Origin of the sequence: Hylemonella gracilis (assembly GCF_004328645.1) — a bacterium.
In the GTDB taxonomy this organism is placed as follows: domain Bacteria; phylum Pseudomonadota; class Gammaproteobacteria; order Burkholderiales; family Burkholderiaceae_C; genus Hylemonella; species Hylemonella gracilis_B.
Map to the genome: position 1 here is coordinate 3,751,660 of NZ_CP031395.1, position 17,380 is coordinate 3,769,039.

12 protein-coding genes are annotated in these 17,380 nt (G+C 66.5%); 6 read left to right on the top strand and 6 right to left on the bottom strand.

Annotation, left to right across the window (positions count from 1 at the left end; translation table 11 throughout):
* Positions 1-130 precede the first annotated feature (130 nt).
* On the bottom strand, positions 131-1,603 hold the full coding sequence (gene tldD / locus DW355_RS17445; RefSeq protein ID WP_131282004.1) for a metalloprotease TldD: 1,473 nt from the start codon (positions 1,601-1,603) through the stop codon (positions 131-133).
* Positions 1,604-1,661: 58 nt separating this feature from the next.
* Positions 1,662-2,819 carry a rod shape-determining protein RodA gene (gene rodA, locus DW355_RS17450; RefSeq protein WP_131282006.1) on the bottom strand — a complete coding sequence of 386 codons (1,158 nt, stop codon included), beginning with the start codon at positions 2,817-2,819 and terminating at the stop codon, positions 1,662-1,664.
* Positions 2,820-2,909: 90 nt separating this feature from the next.
* On the opposite strand from rodA, the gene DW355_RS17455 reads away from it, so the two are divergent.
* Positions 2,910-3,551 (top strand): YqiA/YcfP family alpha/beta fold hydrolase, encoded by a 642-nt coding sequence (locus tag DW355_RS17455; protein WP_131282008.1) that lies wholly within the window; start codon positions 2,910-2,912, stop codon positions 3,549-3,551.
* Positions 3,552-3,700: 149 nt separating this feature from the next.
* On the opposite strand, the gene DW355_RS17460 is transcribed toward DW355_RS17455, so the two are convergent.
* The 4 genes from DW355_RS17460 to apbC all read right to left on the bottom strand — a co-directional run bounded on the left by DW355_RS17460 (position 3,701) and on the right by apbC (position 8,994).
* A complete protein-coding gene (locus tag DW355_RS17460; protein WP_131282010.1) occupies positions 3,701-4,144 on the bottom strand; it encodes a group II truncated hemoglobin in 444 nt (147 codons plus the stop codon).
* Positions 4,145-4,205: 61 nt separating this feature from the next.
* Positions 4,206-6,743 carry an ABC transporter permease gene (locus DW355_RS17465; RefSeq protein WP_131282012.1) on the bottom strand — a complete coding sequence of 846 codons (2,538 nt, stop codon included), beginning with the start codon at positions 6,741-6,743 and terminating at the stop codon, positions 4,206-4,208.
* Between the two features lie 70 nt (positions 6,744-6,813).
* On the bottom strand, positions 6,814-7,782 hold the full coding sequence (locus tag DW355_RS17470; protein WP_131282014.1) for a LysR substrate-binding domain-containing protein: 969 nt from the start codon (positions 7,780-7,782) through the stop codon (positions 6,814-6,816).
* A gap of 108 nt (positions 7,783-7,890) precedes the next feature.
* On the bottom strand, positions 7,891-8,994 hold the full coding sequence (gene apbC / locus DW355_RS17475) for an iron-sulfur cluster carrier protein ApbC (protein WP_131282016.1): 1,104 nt from the start codon (positions 8,992-8,994) through the stop codon (positions 7,891-7,893).
* Between the two features lie 130 nt (positions 8,995-9,124).
* Between apbC and DW355_RS17480 the strand changes: the two genes are divergently transcribed.
* The 5 genes from DW355_RS17480 to DW355_RS17500 all read left to right on the top strand — a co-directional run bounded on the left by DW355_RS17480 (position 9,125) and on the right by DW355_RS17500 (position 17,347).
* On the top strand, positions 9,125-10,396 hold the full coding sequence (locus tag DW355_RS17480) for a patatin-like phospholipase family protein (protein ID WP_242671244.1): 1,272 nt from the start codon (positions 9,125-9,127) through the stop codon (positions 10,394-10,396).
* Positions 10,397-10,484: 88 nt separating this feature from the next.
* Positions 10,485-12,056 carry a methyl-accepting chemotaxis protein gene (locus DW355_RS17485; RefSeq protein WP_131282017.1) on the top strand — a complete coding sequence of 524 codons (1,572 nt, stop codon included), beginning with the start codon at positions 10,485-10,487 and terminating at the stop codon, positions 12,054-12,056.
* A gap of 131 nt (positions 12,057-12,187) precedes the next feature.
* A complete protein-coding gene (gene metG / locus DW355_RS17490; RefSeq protein ID WP_431733193.1) occupies positions 12,188-14,350 on the top strand; it encodes a methionine--tRNA ligase in 2,163 nt (720 codons plus the stop codon).
* Positions 14,351-14,621: 271 nt separating this feature from the next.
* Positions 14,622-15,485, top strand: a complete 864-nt coding sequence (locus DW355_RS17495) for a YoaK family protein (protein ID WP_131282861.1) — start codon at positions 14,622-14,624, stop codon at positions 15,483-15,485.
* Positions 15,486-15,508: 23 nt separating this feature from the next.
* Entirely contained in the window at positions 15,509-17,347 is a 1,839-nt protein-coding gene (locus DW355_RS17500; protein ID WP_131282021.1) for a SulP family inorganic anion transporter, read from the top strand.
* The last annotated feature ends 33 nt before the right edge of the window (positions 17,348-17,380 follow it).

The following is a 17,380-nucleotide window of genomic DNA, read 5'->3' on the forward strand; positions in this document are numbered from 1 at the left end:
ACTCTAGCACAAAAAATTCAAAAGCCTAGCCGGGGGACGCCGGGGAGTAGGCTTTGCCGGGCCACTGGCGTCGCCCCCTGAGGGGGATGCGAGCTACACGAAGTCAGCGAGAGTCGGGGGCGGACAACCATCACGCCGTGCCGCCGACCGTGAGGCCGTCGATGCGCAGCGTGGGCTGGCCCACGCCCACGGGCACGCTCTGGCCTTCCTTGCCGCAGGTGCCCACGCCACTGTCCAGTGCCATGTCATTGCCGATCATGGTCACGCGCGTCAGCGCGTCGGGGCCATTGCCAACCAGGGTGGCGCCCTTGACGGGATAGAGGATCTTGCCCTTCTCGACCCAGAAGGCTTCGCTGGCCGAGAAGACGAACTTGCCGCTGGTGATGTCCACCTGCCCGCCGCCGAAGTTGGTCGCGTACAGGCCACGGTCGATGCTGGCCACGATTTCCTCGGGGGTCTTGTCGCCGCCCAGCATGTAGGTGTTTGTCATGCGGGGCATGGGAATGTGGGCGTAGCTCTCGCGCCGGCCGTTGCCGGTGGGTGCGGTCTTCATCAGGCGCGCGTTCATGCTGTCCTGGATGTAGCCCTTCAGGATGCCGTCCTCGATCAGCACGTTGCGCTGGCTCGGATTGCCCTCGTCGTCCACGTTGAGCGAACCGCGCCGGTCGGCGATGGTGCCGTCGTCCAGCACCGTCACGCCCTTGGCCGCCACGCGCTGGCCGATGCGACCGCTGAAGGCACTCGATCCTTTGCGGTTGAAATCACCTTCCAGGCCGTGGCCGATGGCCTCGTGCAGCAGGATGCCAGGCCAGCCAGCCCCCAGCACCACGGTCATCTCGCCTGCGGGCGCGGGACGCGACTCCAGGTTGGTCAGGGCCGCATGCACGGCCTCGTCCACGTAGCGGGTGATCATCTCCTCGTCGAAATAGGCCAAGCCGAAACGCCCGCCGCCACCAGAGGATCCCATTTCTCGGCGGACCGTGCCGCTCACGTTCTGCTCGGCAATGACCGTCACCGACAGACGAACCAGGGGGCGCACGTCCGCCGCCAGGGTCCCGTCGGCGCGGGCCACCAGCACCACGTCATATTCGCCCGCCAGACCGGCCATCACCTGCACGACGCGCGGATCCTTGGCACGCGCCAGTTTCTCGACCTTTTCCAGCAAGGCCACCTTGGCCGTGCTGTCCAGGCTGGCGATTGGGTCATCGCCCGGGTACAGCGTGCGGGAGCCGGCAATCTTGCGCTCGGCGGCCTTGACCCGGGCGGATTTGCCCGCCGCCGCGATGCTACGAACCGTGCGCGCCGCGTCCAGCAGGGAAGCCTCGGAAATGTCGTCGGAATAGGCGAACGCGGTTTTTTCGCCGCTCACGGCACGCACGCCCACGCCCTGATCAATGGAGAAGCTGCCTGTCTTGACAATGCCCTCCTCCAGGCTCCAGCCCTCGCTGCGGGTGTACTGGAAGTAGAGATCGGCGTCATCCACCCGGTGGGCGCGGATTTCGGACAAAGCGCGCAGGAGGTGCGATTCATCCAGACCGAAGGGCGTGAGCAGGAGCTCGCGGGCAACGGTCAAACGTTCCAGGGTGGGTTCGCGTGAGATCATCCGGCCATTTTAGAGGCCGCGCCGCATCTGCACAGCCAGTGCGGGAATGCCCTCGGCTTCAGCTCTGCACCAGGCGCTTGGTCTTGGCGATCGACATCATCATGCCCAGCGCCAGCCCCAAGGTCACCATGGCCGTGCCGCCGTAACTGATGAAAGGCAAGGGCACGCCCACCACGGGCAGGATGCCGCTGACCATCCCCAGGTTCACGAAGGCGTAGGTGAAGAAAATCATGGTGATCGCACCTGCCAGCAGGCGCGAGAACAGCGTCGGCGCGTCCATCGCGATCACCAGGCAGCGCAGCACGAGGAACAGGAAAGCGACCAGCAGCACCAGGCTGCCGATCAGGCCGAACTCCTCGGCGAAGGCGGCAAAGATGAAGTCCGTCGTGCGCTCGGGAATGAACTCCAGGTGGGTCTGCGTGCCTTGCATGTACCCCTGGCCGAAGAAGCCGCCCGACCCAATGGCGATCATGCCCTGGATGATGTGAAAGCCCCGGCCCAGCGGATCCCGCCACGGGTCAAGCAGGGTGCAGACCCGTTGCTGCTGGTAGTCATGCAGGATCGGCCAGTTCACGCCATCGGCGCACAGCGGCGTCTGAAACACCACCAGCACCAGCACCACGAACAGCCCCACCGCCAGCGGCGGAACAATGACACGCCAATTCAGACCCGCGAAATAGATGACCGAGAAACCGGCGGCGAAGACCAGCAGGGAGGTGCCCAGATCCGGCTGTTTCATGATGAGCCCGACCGGCAGCAGCAGCAGGAGACCGGCCACCGCGAAATCCGTCGACCGCAATTGCCCCTCCCGCTTCTGGAACCACCAGGCCAGCATCAGCGGCAGCGCGATCTTGAGGATTTCGCTGGGCTGGATGACGATGCCCACGTTGATCCAGCGTTGCGCGCCCTTGCGGGTGATACCGAACACGGCGACGGCAATCAACAAGGCCATGCCCAAGGCGTACAGCGGCACCGCCATGGTCATCAATCTGTGGGGCGGTACCTGCGCCACCACGAACATGATGCCTGCGGCCAGCAGCATGTTGCGCCCATGGTCGACGAAGCGGGTGCCATGGTCGTAGCCCGAGGAGTACATGGTCAGCAAGCCGATGAAGGCCAACACCAGCACGGTGATCGCCAGCGGTCCGTCAAAACCTTTGAACAGGAAGAGGATGCGCTGCCAGAGTGAGGGTTTTTCGACGATGACCAGGGGCATAGTGGGCGGATTATCCTTCCAAGATGCGGATTTTCCGCCACACCGCCCTGGCCCCGTCCCTGCCCTCGCCGACCACCGCCTGGAGATCCCATGCCGACCACGCCTACCACCCATGTGCTCTACCTGCACGGCTTTCGCTCCACGCCGCAGTCGACCAAGGCCCGGCTGGTGGGCGAACGGATGGCGCGTGACTGGCCGCACATCGTCTTCCACTGCCCGCAATTGCCGCCTTCGCCCCGGCAGGCCATGGACGCGGTGACACGCGACATCGCCGACTGGCCGCGTCGGCATGCGCACGGCCCCGCCACGGCCGACATGGCCGTGATCGGTTCCTCTCTCGGTGGTTTTTACGCCACCTGGATCGCCGAGCAGACCGGCTGCCGCGCCGTGGTGCTCAACCCCGCCGTGCATGCGGCGCGCGACCTGGCCACGCAGGTGGGTGAACACACGAGTTGGCACGATCCGAGCGAGAAATTCGTCTTCAAGCCCGAGTACGTGGAAGAGCTGCAGGCGCTGGCCGTCCCGGCCATCACCCGGCCCGAGCGTTATTACGCCCTGATCGCCAAGGGCGACGAGGTGCTGGACTGGCAGGAAATGCTGGCACATTACGCCAACCCCTACGGGCGCTTGCAGCACGGCCACCTGCTGGAGGGAAGTGACCATGCGATCAGCGATTTCCCGGACTATCTGGATGAGGTGTTGGGGTTTCTGAACCTGGCCCAGACAAGGTGAGACGACTGTCGAAAGGCCAGCACAGGGCTTGGGGGAACCCGACGATTTCGATTTTGCGCAGCAAAATCACATGAGGAGCGGACCACCAAGCTCTGTGCTGGCCGCTTGACGCCAGCGCCACGGACCACGCCCCCTGCCTGAGCCAACACTCACCCGGGCGTGTTACGCATCCAGTCCGCCGTCTCGAAGAAGGACTTCTTCAGCCGCGCCTGCAGCGCCTCGGGCACCGCGACCTCCGCCATAGCCTGGGCCATGCAGGCCACCCACTGGTCACGCTCGGCCACACCGATCTTGAAGGGCAGGTGCCGCGCGCGCAGTCGTGGATGGCCGAAACGCTCCACGTAATGCTGCGGCCCGCCCAGCCAGCCACAGAGAAACCAGAACAGCCGCTGCCGGGCGTTGTCCAGGCTGGACCCGTGCGCGGCGCGCAAGGCGGCATAACCCGACTCCAGGTCCATCAGCTCATAGAAGCGGGTGACCAGCGCCTGCACGCGGTGCTCGCCGCCCAGCCACTCGAAGGGCGAGAGGAACTCGCCCGCCTCGTTTTTCGGCGGTGGTTCCTCGATCTGGTTGAGCTTGACGATCCCGCTCATTGAAACTCCTCCGCCCTGCGGGCTGTGTTGCGCGCTGACAGAGGGCGCACCGACGCGGCGCTCATGCCGCCGCCTTGCGCAAGGTATCCACCACCGGCGCGCGCAGCACGGCGCGCAAGCCCCACCAGCCTGCGCCCAGCGCCAGGGCGGCCCCGCTCAGACCGCCAACCGGCAACAGCCACAGACTGCCCCCCCACTCAAAATTGAAAACAAAGCGCGCCAACGCCCAGCCCACCGCACCAGACACGATGGCCGCCAGCACGCCGGCCAGCAAGCCCAGGCCCAGCAGCTCAGCGCGCTGCATTTGCCGCAGCAACGCGCCACCGGCGCCCACGGCGCGCATCACGGCGTATTCACGCGCGCGTTCTTCCCGCGTCGAGGCCACGGCGGCATACAGCACGATCAGCCCCGCCGCGAGCGTGAAGCCAAACAGGAACTCCACGGCGCGGCTGACCTGGGCCAGCACCTGCTGAATCTGGGCCAGGGTCATGCTCAGGTCGACCACGGTGACATTGGGAAACTCGCGCACGAGCTGGTTGTCGAAACGGCTGTTGCCCTCGGGCGCGCGAAAGGCGGCCAGGTAGGTCACCGGCAGGTCGGGCATGCTGCTCATCGGATACAGGGCGAAGAAGTTGGCGCGCATGGAGCCCCAATCCACCTTGCGCAACGAGGTGATCGTGGTCTCGTGCTGCAGGCCCGCGATGTCGAAACGCAGGCGATCGCCCAGCTTGAGGCCAAGGGTATCGGCAATGCCGTCTTCCATGCTGATCGCCTGGGGGTCCTCACTCGTCCAGCGCCCGCCGACGATGGGATTGTGTGCTGGCACCTGCGCGCTGTAGGAGAGATTGAATTCACGCTCCACCAGGCGCTGGGCGCGCTCGTCCTGGTAGTCGCTGGCCTGCACCGACCGGTCGTTCACGGCCACCAGCCGGCCACGGATCATGGGGTACCAGTCGTGGTCCACGGCCACGCCCGCGCGCACCAGAGCAGCCTGGAAGTTCTGGGCCTGATCCGGCTGGATGTTGATGACGAAACGGTTGGGTGCATTCTCCGGCGTGGCCTTGCGCCAGCTGTCGATCAGATCGGTGCGCAGCAGGGCCAGCAACAACAAGGCCAGCAGGCCGATGGCGAGACTGCTGACCTGCAGCACCGCATAGACCGGACGGGCCGAGAGCTGGCGCGTGGCCAGGATGAGCCAGCGTGGCGCCCGGTCTTCCCGCACCACGCGGCGCAGCACCACCACGGCGCCCCAGGCAGCGCAGGCAAACAGGCCCACGGCCAGGGCGAAACCGCCCACGGTGATCAGGCCCAGGGTCCAGTCCCGGCTGGCGGCCAGCAACAATGCGGCGAAACCGGCAAGACCCAGACCCAACACGCCCAGCGAGAGCGCACGTGGCTCGCCCACGTCACGACGGATCACGCGCAGCGCAGGCACCCGCGCCAACTGCAACACAGGCGGCAGACCAAAGGCGGCCATCAGGGTCAGGCCCACGCCCAGGCCGAAGCCCACCGGCCACAAGCCCGGCGCGGGCAGCGCGGCGTCCACCAGGCCGGCCAGCAACAGCACGAAGACATGGTGCGCGACCCAGCCCAGCGCCGCGCCCAGCAGGCCACCGCCCAAGCCCACCAGCAGGAATTCCAGCGCATGCGCGCGCGCGATGGTCGCCTGCGACAGGCCCAGCACGCGCAACATGGCGCAGCTGTCAAGGTGGGCATTGGCGAAGGCGCGCGCCGCCAGGCCCACGGCCACGGCGGACAGCAGGGCGGCCAGCAAGGCCACCAGTTGCAGGAACTTCTCTGCCCGTTCCAGCGTGTTGGACAACTCAGGGCGGCCACCGTCCAGGGCCTCGACGCGGGTGCCGCGTACATGTTCCGCCTCGATCCAGGCCTTGGCCTGTGCGACGAAGCGCCGCACCTCGGCCTCGCCCGCGCCATCCTTGGCGGCAACCGCGTAGCGGTAATTCACCCGGCTGGCCGGTTGCACCAGATCGGTGACGGCCAGATCCGACTGATTCATCAGCACGCGCGGCGCGAAGTTGACGAAACCACCGCCCCGATCCGGCTCCACGCCGATGACACGGGTGATGCGCAAGCGGGCTTCGCCCAGCAGCAGCTCCGAGCCCACATGGGTGCCCAAGGCATCCAGCAGTCCAGGGTCCACCCAGACTTCTCCCGGAGCGGGGATGTCGCTCGTGACGATGGGCGCTGCGCCCTCTCGGGCGCTGACCGTGAGCCGACCCCGCAAGGGATAACCGGCCTCGACCGCCTTGAGTGCGACCAGGCGAGTGGTCCCGCCTTCCGCGTCCGGGGTCCGCGCCATGGTGGGGAACCCCAGTGATGCCGAAGCCTGCAAGCCGTGCTGGGCTGCCAGCGCCTGCAAGGCCGCGGGCGTGGGCTGGTCGCTGACCACCACGGCGTCGCCACCCAGCAATTGCAGCGCGTCGCGCTGCATGCCCCGGTTCAACCGGTCGGCAAAGAAACTCACTGCCGTCAGCGTCGCCACGGCCAGCGTGACGGCCAGCAACAAAAGACGCAGTTGCCCGGCGCGCCAGTCACGCCGCAGGTTGGTGACACCCAAACGGAGGAAGGAAATAGTCATGGGCGCTTACCTTAGCCGATTTGCCCAGGCCCACGGCGGGCAAGGGTGAATCCGCGCCACCGCCGAATGCTCAGCGTTGCAAGGCACCGCTGTGGGCGGCCGCGTGGCTCAACCATTCTGGGTCCTGGGCCAGGGCCAAGGCGGCTTCCAGCGGACGCGAGCGCCGGTCTTGCGTATTGCGCGCCGGGTTCTGTACCATGAAACCGATCGGCGTCTGCATGGTGGGGTTGCCCAGGGGGCGGGCTTCCAACTCACCGTACGCGCGCACCGCGCCCACCAGGGCGCCGGGCATGATGCAGCTGACCGAGCCGCTGAGCGCGGCCAGGGCCAGGCTGAGCACGGAATTGGTCTCCATCACCGGCCGCACCCGCATGCCCGCCTGCCCGAAGGCGCCGTCCAGGATGTGGCGGTTGTACATCTCCGGGCTCATCAGGCACAGCGGCAAGGCGGCGGCCTCGCGCCAGTCCATGGGCGGACCGAAACGCAGGCCGGCGCCGGACGCCGGAACATCGGCGCCAACCTCGATCCGTCGCACCAGGAAATAGTGCTCGGCATACTGGGGCAGGGACTGCAGCGCGCCGGGGCGGACACGCTCGATGAACCCCAGGCCCATGTCCAGCGTCAGGTCTTCCAGGCCGGATTCGATTTCCTGCGAGCTCATGGACCGCATCACGGGCGTGATGCCCTGGTGACGGGCCTGCAGCATCGCGGCGAAACGCGCCGCGATCGGCTCGGCCGAAGGCACGACACCGATGCCCAGCCGGCCCTGGATGCGTCCGCCCACGCTTTTCAAGTCCTGCTTGAGCAGTTGTTCCTCGCGCAGCATGCGGCGAGCGCTCTCCAGCAAGCGCTCGCCCTCGGGCGTGAAGCCGACAAAGGTGCGACTGCGGCGCACGATGGGGCTGCCGAATTCCTCCTCCAGCGCACGCAAGGCGTTGGACAACGCTGGCTGGGTGACGAAACAAGCCTGTGCGGCGCGCGCGAAGTGCTTGTGCTCGTCGAGCGCGACCAGGTAGCGCATGGAAACCAGAAGATTCATGGCAGTGGCGGGGTGTCCGGTTTCAGCCGTGGCTGCGGGTGGTGGCCACCGTACATTGCGGTGGTGAGCAGGCAATCCACGGAGAAAAGCGTGCGGTCCGGCTTCAGCTCAGGTGTCTTTGGAAATCGTGATGCCAGGGAACTTGGCCGTGTAGTCCTTGTTGCGCGCGGCGATGGCCAGCGCGACTTGGCGCGCCACATTGCGGTAGATGCCCGCGACCTCGCTGTCCGGATCGGCCACCACGGTGGGCTTGCCACTGTCGGCCTGGATGCGGATCTGCATGCTCAGGGGCAACGCGCCCAGATAGGGCATGCCCTGTTCCGCCGCCATGCGCTTGCCGCCGTCCACGCCAAAGATGTGCTCGATGTGGCCACAGTTGCTGCAGATGTGCACGGCCATGTTCTCGACCAGGCCCAGGATGGGCACACCCACCTTCTCGAACATGGCCACGCCCTTCTTCGCGTCCAGCAGGGCAATGTCCTGTGGCGTGGTGACGATGACGGCGCCCGTCACGGGCACGCGCTGCGACAGCGTGAGTTGGATGTCGCCAGTGCCGGGCGGCATGTCGACGATGAGGTAATCCAGATCGTTCCAGTTGGTCTGGCGCAGCATCTGCTCCAGCGCCTGGGTGGCCATGGGGCCGCGCCAGACCATGGCCTGGTCCGGATCGACCAGCAGGCCGATGGACATGACCTGCACGCCATGGTTCTGCATGGGGTTCATGGTTTTGCCATCCGTGCTCTCGGGCCGGCCCGAGACGCCCATCATCATGGTCTGGCTGGGGCCGTAGATATCGGCATCCAGCAAGCCCACGCGCGCGCCCTCGGCGGCCAGCGCCAGCGCCAGATTGGCCGCCGTGGTGCTCTTACCCACGCCGCCCTTGCCCGAGGCCACGGCCACGATGTTGCGCACGCCCGGCAGCAGTTGCACGCCGCGCTGGACCGCGTGCGCCACGACCTTGGTCTGGATATTGACAGAGACGTTGCTCACCCCCTCGACCCGCCGCACGGCGGCGATCAGCGCCGCGCGCAGGGCCGGGTGCTGGCTTTTGGCCGGATAAGCGAGTTCGATCTCGAACGACACGTCGCTGCCGCCAGCGCCCGCGCCGATGGCGAGGTTCCTGACTTGCTTGCCCGACACGAAATCCTTGCCCGTGTTGGGGTCGACCACTTGTTGCAAGGCCTGCTGGACGGCCTGTTCTGTCACTGCCATGTTCTTGCTTGGTTGCGCCTTGCGGCTGGAGTCGCGGAAAGGGCTGTAGTCTAGAGCCTGTCAAGGCCGCCCGCTGCGGACGTCCAAATCCCGCTCCCATCGTTTTCCCGCCCTCGCATAATGCAAGCCCATGGCTGAAGTGACCCGCGCCAACGGCAACAACCCCGCTCCCACCCACGGCTTGCCCCATGTGGGCCTTTTGCTGACCGGCGGCGGCGCGCGCGCCGCCTACCAGGTCGGCGTGCTGCAGGCCATCGTCGAACTGCGTCGCAAGCACCAGCCCCCTCCGCCCGGATCGCCGCAGAACACGCCGCAACCCAGCCCCTTTTCCATCATCACCGGCACCTCGGCCGGGGCCATCAACGCCGCGGCCCTGGCCTGCAGCGCCGACGACTTCCGTCTCGCCGTGACCCGCCTGTCGCGGGTCTGGTCGCACTTCGAGGCCGGGCATGTCTACGGCGCGGACACCCTGAGCGTGCTGCGCACGGGCGCGCGCTGGATGAGCCTGATCTCCATGGGCTGGATGGTGGCGCGCTGGCGGCGCATCAAGCCGCGCTCCCTGCTGGACAACAGCCCCCTGGCCGCGCTGCTCAACCGCATGATCCCGCTGGAACGCCTGCCTGGCCTGATCGAGCAGGGGCATCTGCAGGCCCTGGCGGTCACGGCGTCCAGCTACAGCTCGGGCAACCACGTCACCTTCTTCGAAGGGGCGCAACACCTGCAGCCCTGGATGCGCTCGCAGCGCCTGGCCGTGCGCGCGCCCATCACCCGCGAGCACCTGCTGGCCTCCTCGGCCATTCCCTTCATCTTCCCGGCCCAGCCGTTGCCCATCCACGACAACATCGAGTACTTCGGCGACGGATCCATGCGCCAGACCGCGCCGATCGCGCCCGCCATCCACCTGGGCGCGGAACGCATCCTCGTGATCGGCGCGGGCCGCATGAGTGAGCCAGCCGACACCCTGGTGCCGGCACCAGCCATCAGCTACCCCTCGCTCGCGCAGATCGCGGGCCATGCCATGTCCAGCATCTTCCTGGACTCGCTGGCCGTGGACATCGAACGCATCCTGCGCATCAACCAAACCCTGAGCCTCATTCCCGGCGAGGCACGCAAGGCCAGCAGCCTGCGTCCGGTCGAGCTTCTCGTGATTTCCCCCTCGGAACGCATCGACCAGATCGCCGCCGAGCACACCCAGGACCTGCCACACATGGTGCGCGCGCTGCTGGGCGCGCTGGGCGCCGACCCCTCGGCCACGAACCACGGCAAGGTCAGCGCCAACAGCGGTGCGCTGACCAGCTACCTGCTGTTCGAAGCCGCCTTCACCCGCGAGCTCATGGCCCTGGGCCACAAAGACGCCATGCAGCAGGAAGAAGCGATCCGCAAGTTCTTCGACTGGGCCTGACACCGGCCGCCCTCGCACACGCAAACACCACGCCATCCTCTCACGCCGCTCTGAACTCGTCATCCGCCCTCGCCAACCGCCCGAAAAAATGTCCCTCAAGAACCTGTCCGTCACCGCCAAACTGTTCCTGGGCTTCGGCCTGCTGCTGAGTTTGAGCGTGCTCATCGCCTGCTCGGGCTTTTTCGGCCTGGCCGCGTCCAAGGAGTCCATGCGTCGCCTCAAGGTCTACGGCGGCATGTATGACCAGACCGTGGCTGCCCGTGACGCCAATTTTTCCTTTGCGCTCGACCGCGACCGCGCCCACCTTGCCCCACACGCCGAGGCCGTGCGCCAGATTGAACAGGCGCTGCGGGACATCGTGGCCGAGATCGCCGCCGACAAAGGCTGGGCCAAGGCCGACAGCCCCTGGGTGAGCGCGCTGAGCGCGCGGTTGCGCGACTACGCGGCGGAACATGGGCAGACCCTGAGCCTGGGGGACGAGGCCCGGATCACGACCGGGCTGCGCGCGCTCAACGCGCGCATGCTCGATCTACAGAACGAGATCAACGTCCATTACTCGGAGGAAGAAGCGCGCCTGGAACGCACCAGCGTCACGGCCAACTGGCTGCTGGGCCTGACCACCCTGGTCTCGCTGGCGGCCGGCCTGGTGCTGGCCTTGTTGATCGCGCGCCAGATCGTGCAACCCCTGCACGAAGCCCTGCGGGTGGGCCGCCTCGTCGCCGACGGCGACCTGACGGTGCGCGTGAGCAGCGACCGCAAGGACGAACTGGGTGAACTGACCCGGGTGCTGGCCTCGGTCGTGCAGGGCCTGCACGGGATGATCGACAAGATCCGGGTGGGTGCCATCGAAATCCACGGTGCCACGGGACAGATCGTGGGCGGCGGCAAGCACCTGTCGGAACGCACCATGCAACAGGCGGCGGCGCTGGAAGAGACCCGCGCGGCGCTGGAGCAACTGGGCAGCATCATCGAGCAGACGGTCACGCACACAGGCCAGGCGCAGGGCCTGACCGAGAGCGCCAAGGACATCGTGCGGCAGAACGGCGAGACCATGGCCTCGGTCACGGCGAGCATGGCGGAAATCAACCGCTCGTCGAAGAAGATGTTCGAGATCATCAACGTGATCGAGGGCATCGCCTTCCAGACCAATCTGCTCGCGCTCAACGCCGCCGTCGAAGCCGCTCGGGCCGGTGAACAGGGTCGCGGCTTCGCGGTGGTGGCTGGCGAGGTGCGCGCGCTGGCCGGGCGCAGCGGCTCGGCGGCCAAGGAAATCCGCGAACTCATCACCGGCAGCGTCGCCCAGGCCGACCACGGCGCGACCCTGGTCGGTTCGGCCAACACGGCGATGCAAGAGATGGTGGCGAACGTGGAGGAGATGCGCGCGTTGATGGGCCGCATCGCCCAGGCCAGCCGCCAGCAGCACCAGGACATCGGTCAATCCAACCGCGCGATGGCGCAGATCGACGCCACCACCCAGCAGAACGCAGCCCTGGTCGAGGAATCCGCCTCGGCCGCGGCGGCACTGGAGCAGCAGGCCCGGGTGTTGTCCCAGGCGGTCGGCGCCTTCCGCCTCGCGACGGGCACACCCCTCGCCGGCCTGACCGGGTCCGCCCCGGCCGCGCTCGTGCGGCGCGAAGAGCGGCTGGCACTGCCGGCCTGACCCCCCGGCCCGCCATGGCCCTGGGTGGGGCCGCCTTGCACCGGCCACACGAGGGACAAGGCCAGGAGAACAGCGGCCTCGGAAACCGGCCCGATAAAATCGCCGGTTCCCCGCCGAGGACGCACCCAAGGATGCCCATGCCCCGCAAGCTTTTTGTCACCACCGCCCTGCCCTACGCCAACGGCAACTTCCACATCGGCCACATCATGGAGTACATCCAGGCCGACATCTGGGTGCGGTTCCAGCGCATGCAGGGCCACGACGTGAATTTCGTCGGCGCCGACGACACCCACGGCGCGCCCATCATGATCGCGGCTGAAAAAGCCGGCAAGACGCCGCAGCAGTTCGTGGCCGACATCGCGGCCGGCCGCAAGCCCTACCTCGAGGGCTTCCACATCGCCTTCGACAACTGGAGCAGCACCGACAGTCCTGAAAACCACGCGCTCGCCAAAGAGATCTACCTGGACCTCAAAGCCAACGGCCTGGTTTCCAGCAAGGTGGTAGAGCAGTTCTTCGACCCGCAGAAAAACATGTTTCTGCCGGACCGTTTCATCAAGGGCGAGTGCCCCAAGTGCGGATCGAAAGACCAGTACGGTGACAACTGCGAGGTCTGCGGCGCCGTCTATGCTCCGACCGATCTGAAAAACCCCTACTCCACGCTGTCAGGTGCCAAGCCGGTGCTCAAGAGTTCCGAGCATTTCTTCTTCAAGCTGTCCGACCCGCGCTGCGTGGCCTTCCTCGAACAATGGACGCAGGACGGCCGCTTGCAGCCCGAGGTGGCCAACAAGGTCAAGGAATGGTTCACCGTGCGCACCAACCCGGATGGCACGCAGAGCGAAGGCCTGGGCGACTGGGACATCTCGCGCGACGCGCCCTACTTCGGCATCGAGATCCCCGACGCGCCGGGCAAATACTTCTATGTCTGGCTGGACGCGCCCGTGGGCTACCTCGCCTCATTGAAAAACTACCTGAACAAGACCGGCGTGGACTACGAGCAGTACATGGCCGACCCGGCGCTGGAGCAGGTCCATTTCATCGGCAAGGACATCGTGACCTTCCACACCTTGTTCTGGCCCGCCATGCTGAAGTTCAGCGGCCGCAAGACGCCGGACCGTGTCTTCGTGCACGGCTTCCTGACCGTGAACAACGGCGAGAAGATGAGCAAGAGCCGGGGCACCGGCCTGGACCCGCTGAAGTACCTCTCACTGGGCATGAACCCCGAGTGGCTGCGCTATTACCTCGCGGCCAAGCTCTCGGGCAAGAACGAGGACATCGACTTCAACGCTGAAGACTTCATGGCCCGTGTTAACAGCGATCTGATCGGCAAATACGTCAACATCGCCAGCCGGACCGCGCCCTTTTTCGCCAAGCACTTTGCAAACGAAATGCAGCCCATCAAGATGGGCAGCCTGCAAGGTGTGCCAGTTCCCGCAGACTCCGCTGGTTTCGCCGTCGCTTTAGCCCATAGTGCCGAAATCAAGACAGCACTGGACAGCCGTGAATTCAGCAAAGCTGTCCGTTTGATCATGGAAGTCGCGGATGCCATCAACAAGGAGTTTGATGGCTTCAAGCCATGGCTTCTGGCAAAAACGGCCGCGACCGATCCGGTCGCCAAAGAACAGCTGGCGCAAATTTGTGCCTCGTCGATTGCGGGCTTCAAAGCCCTCTCAATCTTTCTAAAACCCATCCTCCCCAAGCTGGTTTCTGAGGCAGAACAATTCTTGAACTGCCCCAACATGACTTGGGACGAGTTGGCCTTGCCTCTCGATCCGGCCCACTTCATTCCGCCCGGGCACAAATTCAATCCGGACAACTTCATTCCGCCTGGACATAAATTCAATGAGTTCAAGCCGTTGATGCAGCGCGTTGATGCCAAACAACTTGAGGCCCTGTTCGAACCGCCGGCCGCGCCGGAACCTGAGGCAGTCCTGCCTGGCGGAGAGCCCATCGCCGACACCATCACCATCGACGATTTCGCCAAGATCGACCTGCGCATCGCCAAGATCGTGAACTGCGAGGCGGTGGAAGGGTCGACCAAGCTGCTGCGTCTGACGCTGGACGTGGGCGAAGGCCGGATGCGGAATGTGTTTTCGGGAATCGCCAGCGCCTACAAGCCGGAAGACCTGATCGGCAAGCTCACCGTGATGGTGGCCAACCTCGCGCCGCGCAAGATGAAGTTCGGCGTCAGCGAAGGCATGGTGCTGGCCGCCAGCCACGCGGATGAAAAGGCCCAGCCCGGCATCCATGTGCTGGCCCCTTGGCCTGGCGCGCAGCCCGGCATGCGGGTGCACTGAATCTGCACGGCAGACGAAGAAAACGGGGCATACCGGATCACTGGTATGCCCCGTTCACCTGAGATAGCCGTGTGACAGCAGCTGGGATAAATGTAACCAAGCCAGCGCGCCCTGACCATCCCCACAAAGGGGGGGTCTTCAAGGCCTGTGAAAAAGTGCACGGTAATCCCCGACTCACGCGCGCGAAGATAAGGCGGGAAGCGGGTTTCCCCTTGTCATAAACTCGTGCTCACGCTTGGCCGCCGTGTTTTTGCCCATGGTGCCGCGTCGCATGCCCCAGCCCCGGCCCGCCCATCTGCCGTTCTGGTGGACTGACATCCACCGCTCCCCCAGCGTGAACCTGCGCCTGGGCCTGTGCCTGTGCTTCATCGCCGGCGCGGCGAATGCGGGCGGTTTTCTCGCCATCGGGCAGTACACCTCCCATGTCACGGGCATGGTGTCGTCCATCGCGGACAACCTGGTGCTCGGCCATGTGGCCCTGGTGCTGGCCAGCCTGGCCGCCCTGCTGGCTTTCCTGGGCGGGGCCATGACCACGTCCCTGATGATCAACTGGTCCCGCCGCCGTCAACTGCGCAGCGCCTACGCCCGCCCCCTGCTGCTGGAAGCCGCTCTGCTGCTGATCTTCGGTGTCTTCGGGGCCTCGCTGCAGGCCTGGCCCTGGGCGCACGCGGGCCTGTTCACGCCACTGACCGTGCTGCTGCTGTGCTACCTGATGGGCCTGCAGAACGCCGTGATCACCAAGGTTTCGCACGCCGAGATCCGGACCACCCACGTCACCGGCCTGGTGACGGACATCGGCATCGAGCTGGGCAAGCTGGTCTATCCCAACCGCTCGCCCATCCCGGGCCGGGTGCGAGCCAACCGGGCCAAGCTGCGCATCCACCTGCTATTGGTGACAGCCTTCCTGATGGGCGGCCTGATCGGGGCACTGGGTTTCAAGCACTGGGGGTACGCCACCACCTTGCCCCTGGCCGCGATGTTGACGCTGCTGGTCGCCGGCCCGCTGCTGCACGACCTGCGGCGCGGCCGCTGGGCGCCCCCCGCGCAGACGGATTGGCAAGCGTCCGAGCTGCTGCGCCCGGACCTGCCTCACCCCTCCGAGGCCGCCGCCCACCCCCAGAAACCCAGGCCATGACCTAGGCCATCGGCCGACCCACCATGTCCAAGGACAAGCCAGTGCCGCAGGGCCAGACCGAAACCAGCGCAGTGGCGACCGTGCTGGCGTCCCTGGCGCCCTTTCGCCCCAAACTGCTGGAGACCTTGCCGGGTTACACCCGCACCCATTTCGCCCGGGACGTCGGCGCGGGGCTGACGGTCGGGATCGTGGCCCTGCCGCTCGCCATGGCTTTCGCGATCGCCAGCGGCCTCAAGCCCGAGGCCGGCCTGTTCACCGCCGTCATCGCGGGCTTCCTGATCTCCGCCTTGGGCGGCAGCCGGGTGCAGATCGGCGGCCCGGCAGGCGCCTTCATCGTCATCGTCTACGGCATTCTGGAACGCCACGGTCTGGCCAACCTCCTCATCGCCACGGTCATGTCGGGCCTGATGCTGTTCCTGATGGGTCTGTTCAAGCTGGGCACCCTGGTACGCTTCATCCCCATCGCCGTGGTGATCGGCTTCACCAACGGCATCGCCGTGCTGATCATGCTCTCGCAGCTCAAGGATTTCCTCGGCCTGTCGCTGGAACACCCACCCGCTGGCTTCTTCGCCCAGATCGAGGCGCTGCGCCTGACCCTGCACACGGTCAACCCGGCGGCGCTGGGCATCGCCCTGGGCACGCTCGCGCTGGTGGTTGTCTGGCAGCGCGGCCTGCCTGGGCTCACGAGCGACGGACGGGCCACGCTCAAGACCCGGGTCCTGAGCAGCCGGGTGCTGTTCGCGGCCAGCCGCCTGTCTGTCGTGCCGGGCACCATCGTGGCCCTGATCCTGGCCACGCTGATCACCTGGGCACTGAATCTCCCCATAGAAACCATCGGCAGCAAATTCGGCGGCATCCCCGCCACACTGCCGTCCCTGGCCTGGCCCGCCTTCAGCTGGGATGGCGTGCGTTTCCTCCTCATGCCCGCGTTCACACTGGCTCTGCTGGGCGCCATCGAATCGCTGCTGTGCGCACGCATCGCTGACGGCGTGTGCGCCGCCCGGCCGCCCGAAGGCGCACCCACCGGTGCCCGCGAGGGTGCAGGCCGCTCCACCAGCGAGGACCGGCACGACCCCAACCAGGAACTGATGGCCCAGGGCGTGGCCAACATCGTCACGCCCTTCTTCGGCGGCATGCCCGCCACCGGCACCATCGCCCGCACGGTCACCAACGCCAAGAGCGGCGCGGTCAGCCCCGTCGCGGGCATGGTGCATGCGCTGACGCTGCTGGCCGTGATGCTGGTGGCCGCGCCCCTGGCCAGCCATGTCCCGCTGGCCGCGTTGGCGGGCATCCTCATGGTTGTGGCCTGGAACATGGGCGAATGGCGCGAATTCGCACACCTGCGCCAGTACCGCCTGCCCTATCGGGTGACGCTGCTGGCGGTCTTCACCCTCACCGTGGTGGCTGACCTGACGGTGGCCGTGGAAGTGGGCCTGGTCGCAGCCTGCCTGACCTTCATCTACCGCATCTCCAGCCTCACCCGTTCCGAAACCGTGCCCCAGGCCCGCCCCGGTGTCCTGGCCTGGCGGCTCTACGGTGCCCTGTTCTTCGGCGCGGTCAAGCTGATCGAGGACATCGAACGCCAGCTCGGGGAAGCCGGCACGGCCGCCACGACGACACGGGTGCTGGTGCTGGATCTGAAGAATCTGCTCTACATTGACAGTTCCGGGGCCGACACCCTGCGCGACCTGCAACGCAGCTGCGCCAGGCAGGGCGTGCACCTGGTGCTGTGTGGCCTGAGCCACCAGCCGCTGGACATGGCCCGCCGTGCCGGCCTGCTGGCCGGCTTGCCCGAGGAAAACATCCGCCCCGACCTCGCCGCGGGACTGGACCGGGCGCGGGCCCTCGCGGGCGCCGACTGAGGCCCGCTAAAATGTCCGCTTCCCTCTTCCGGT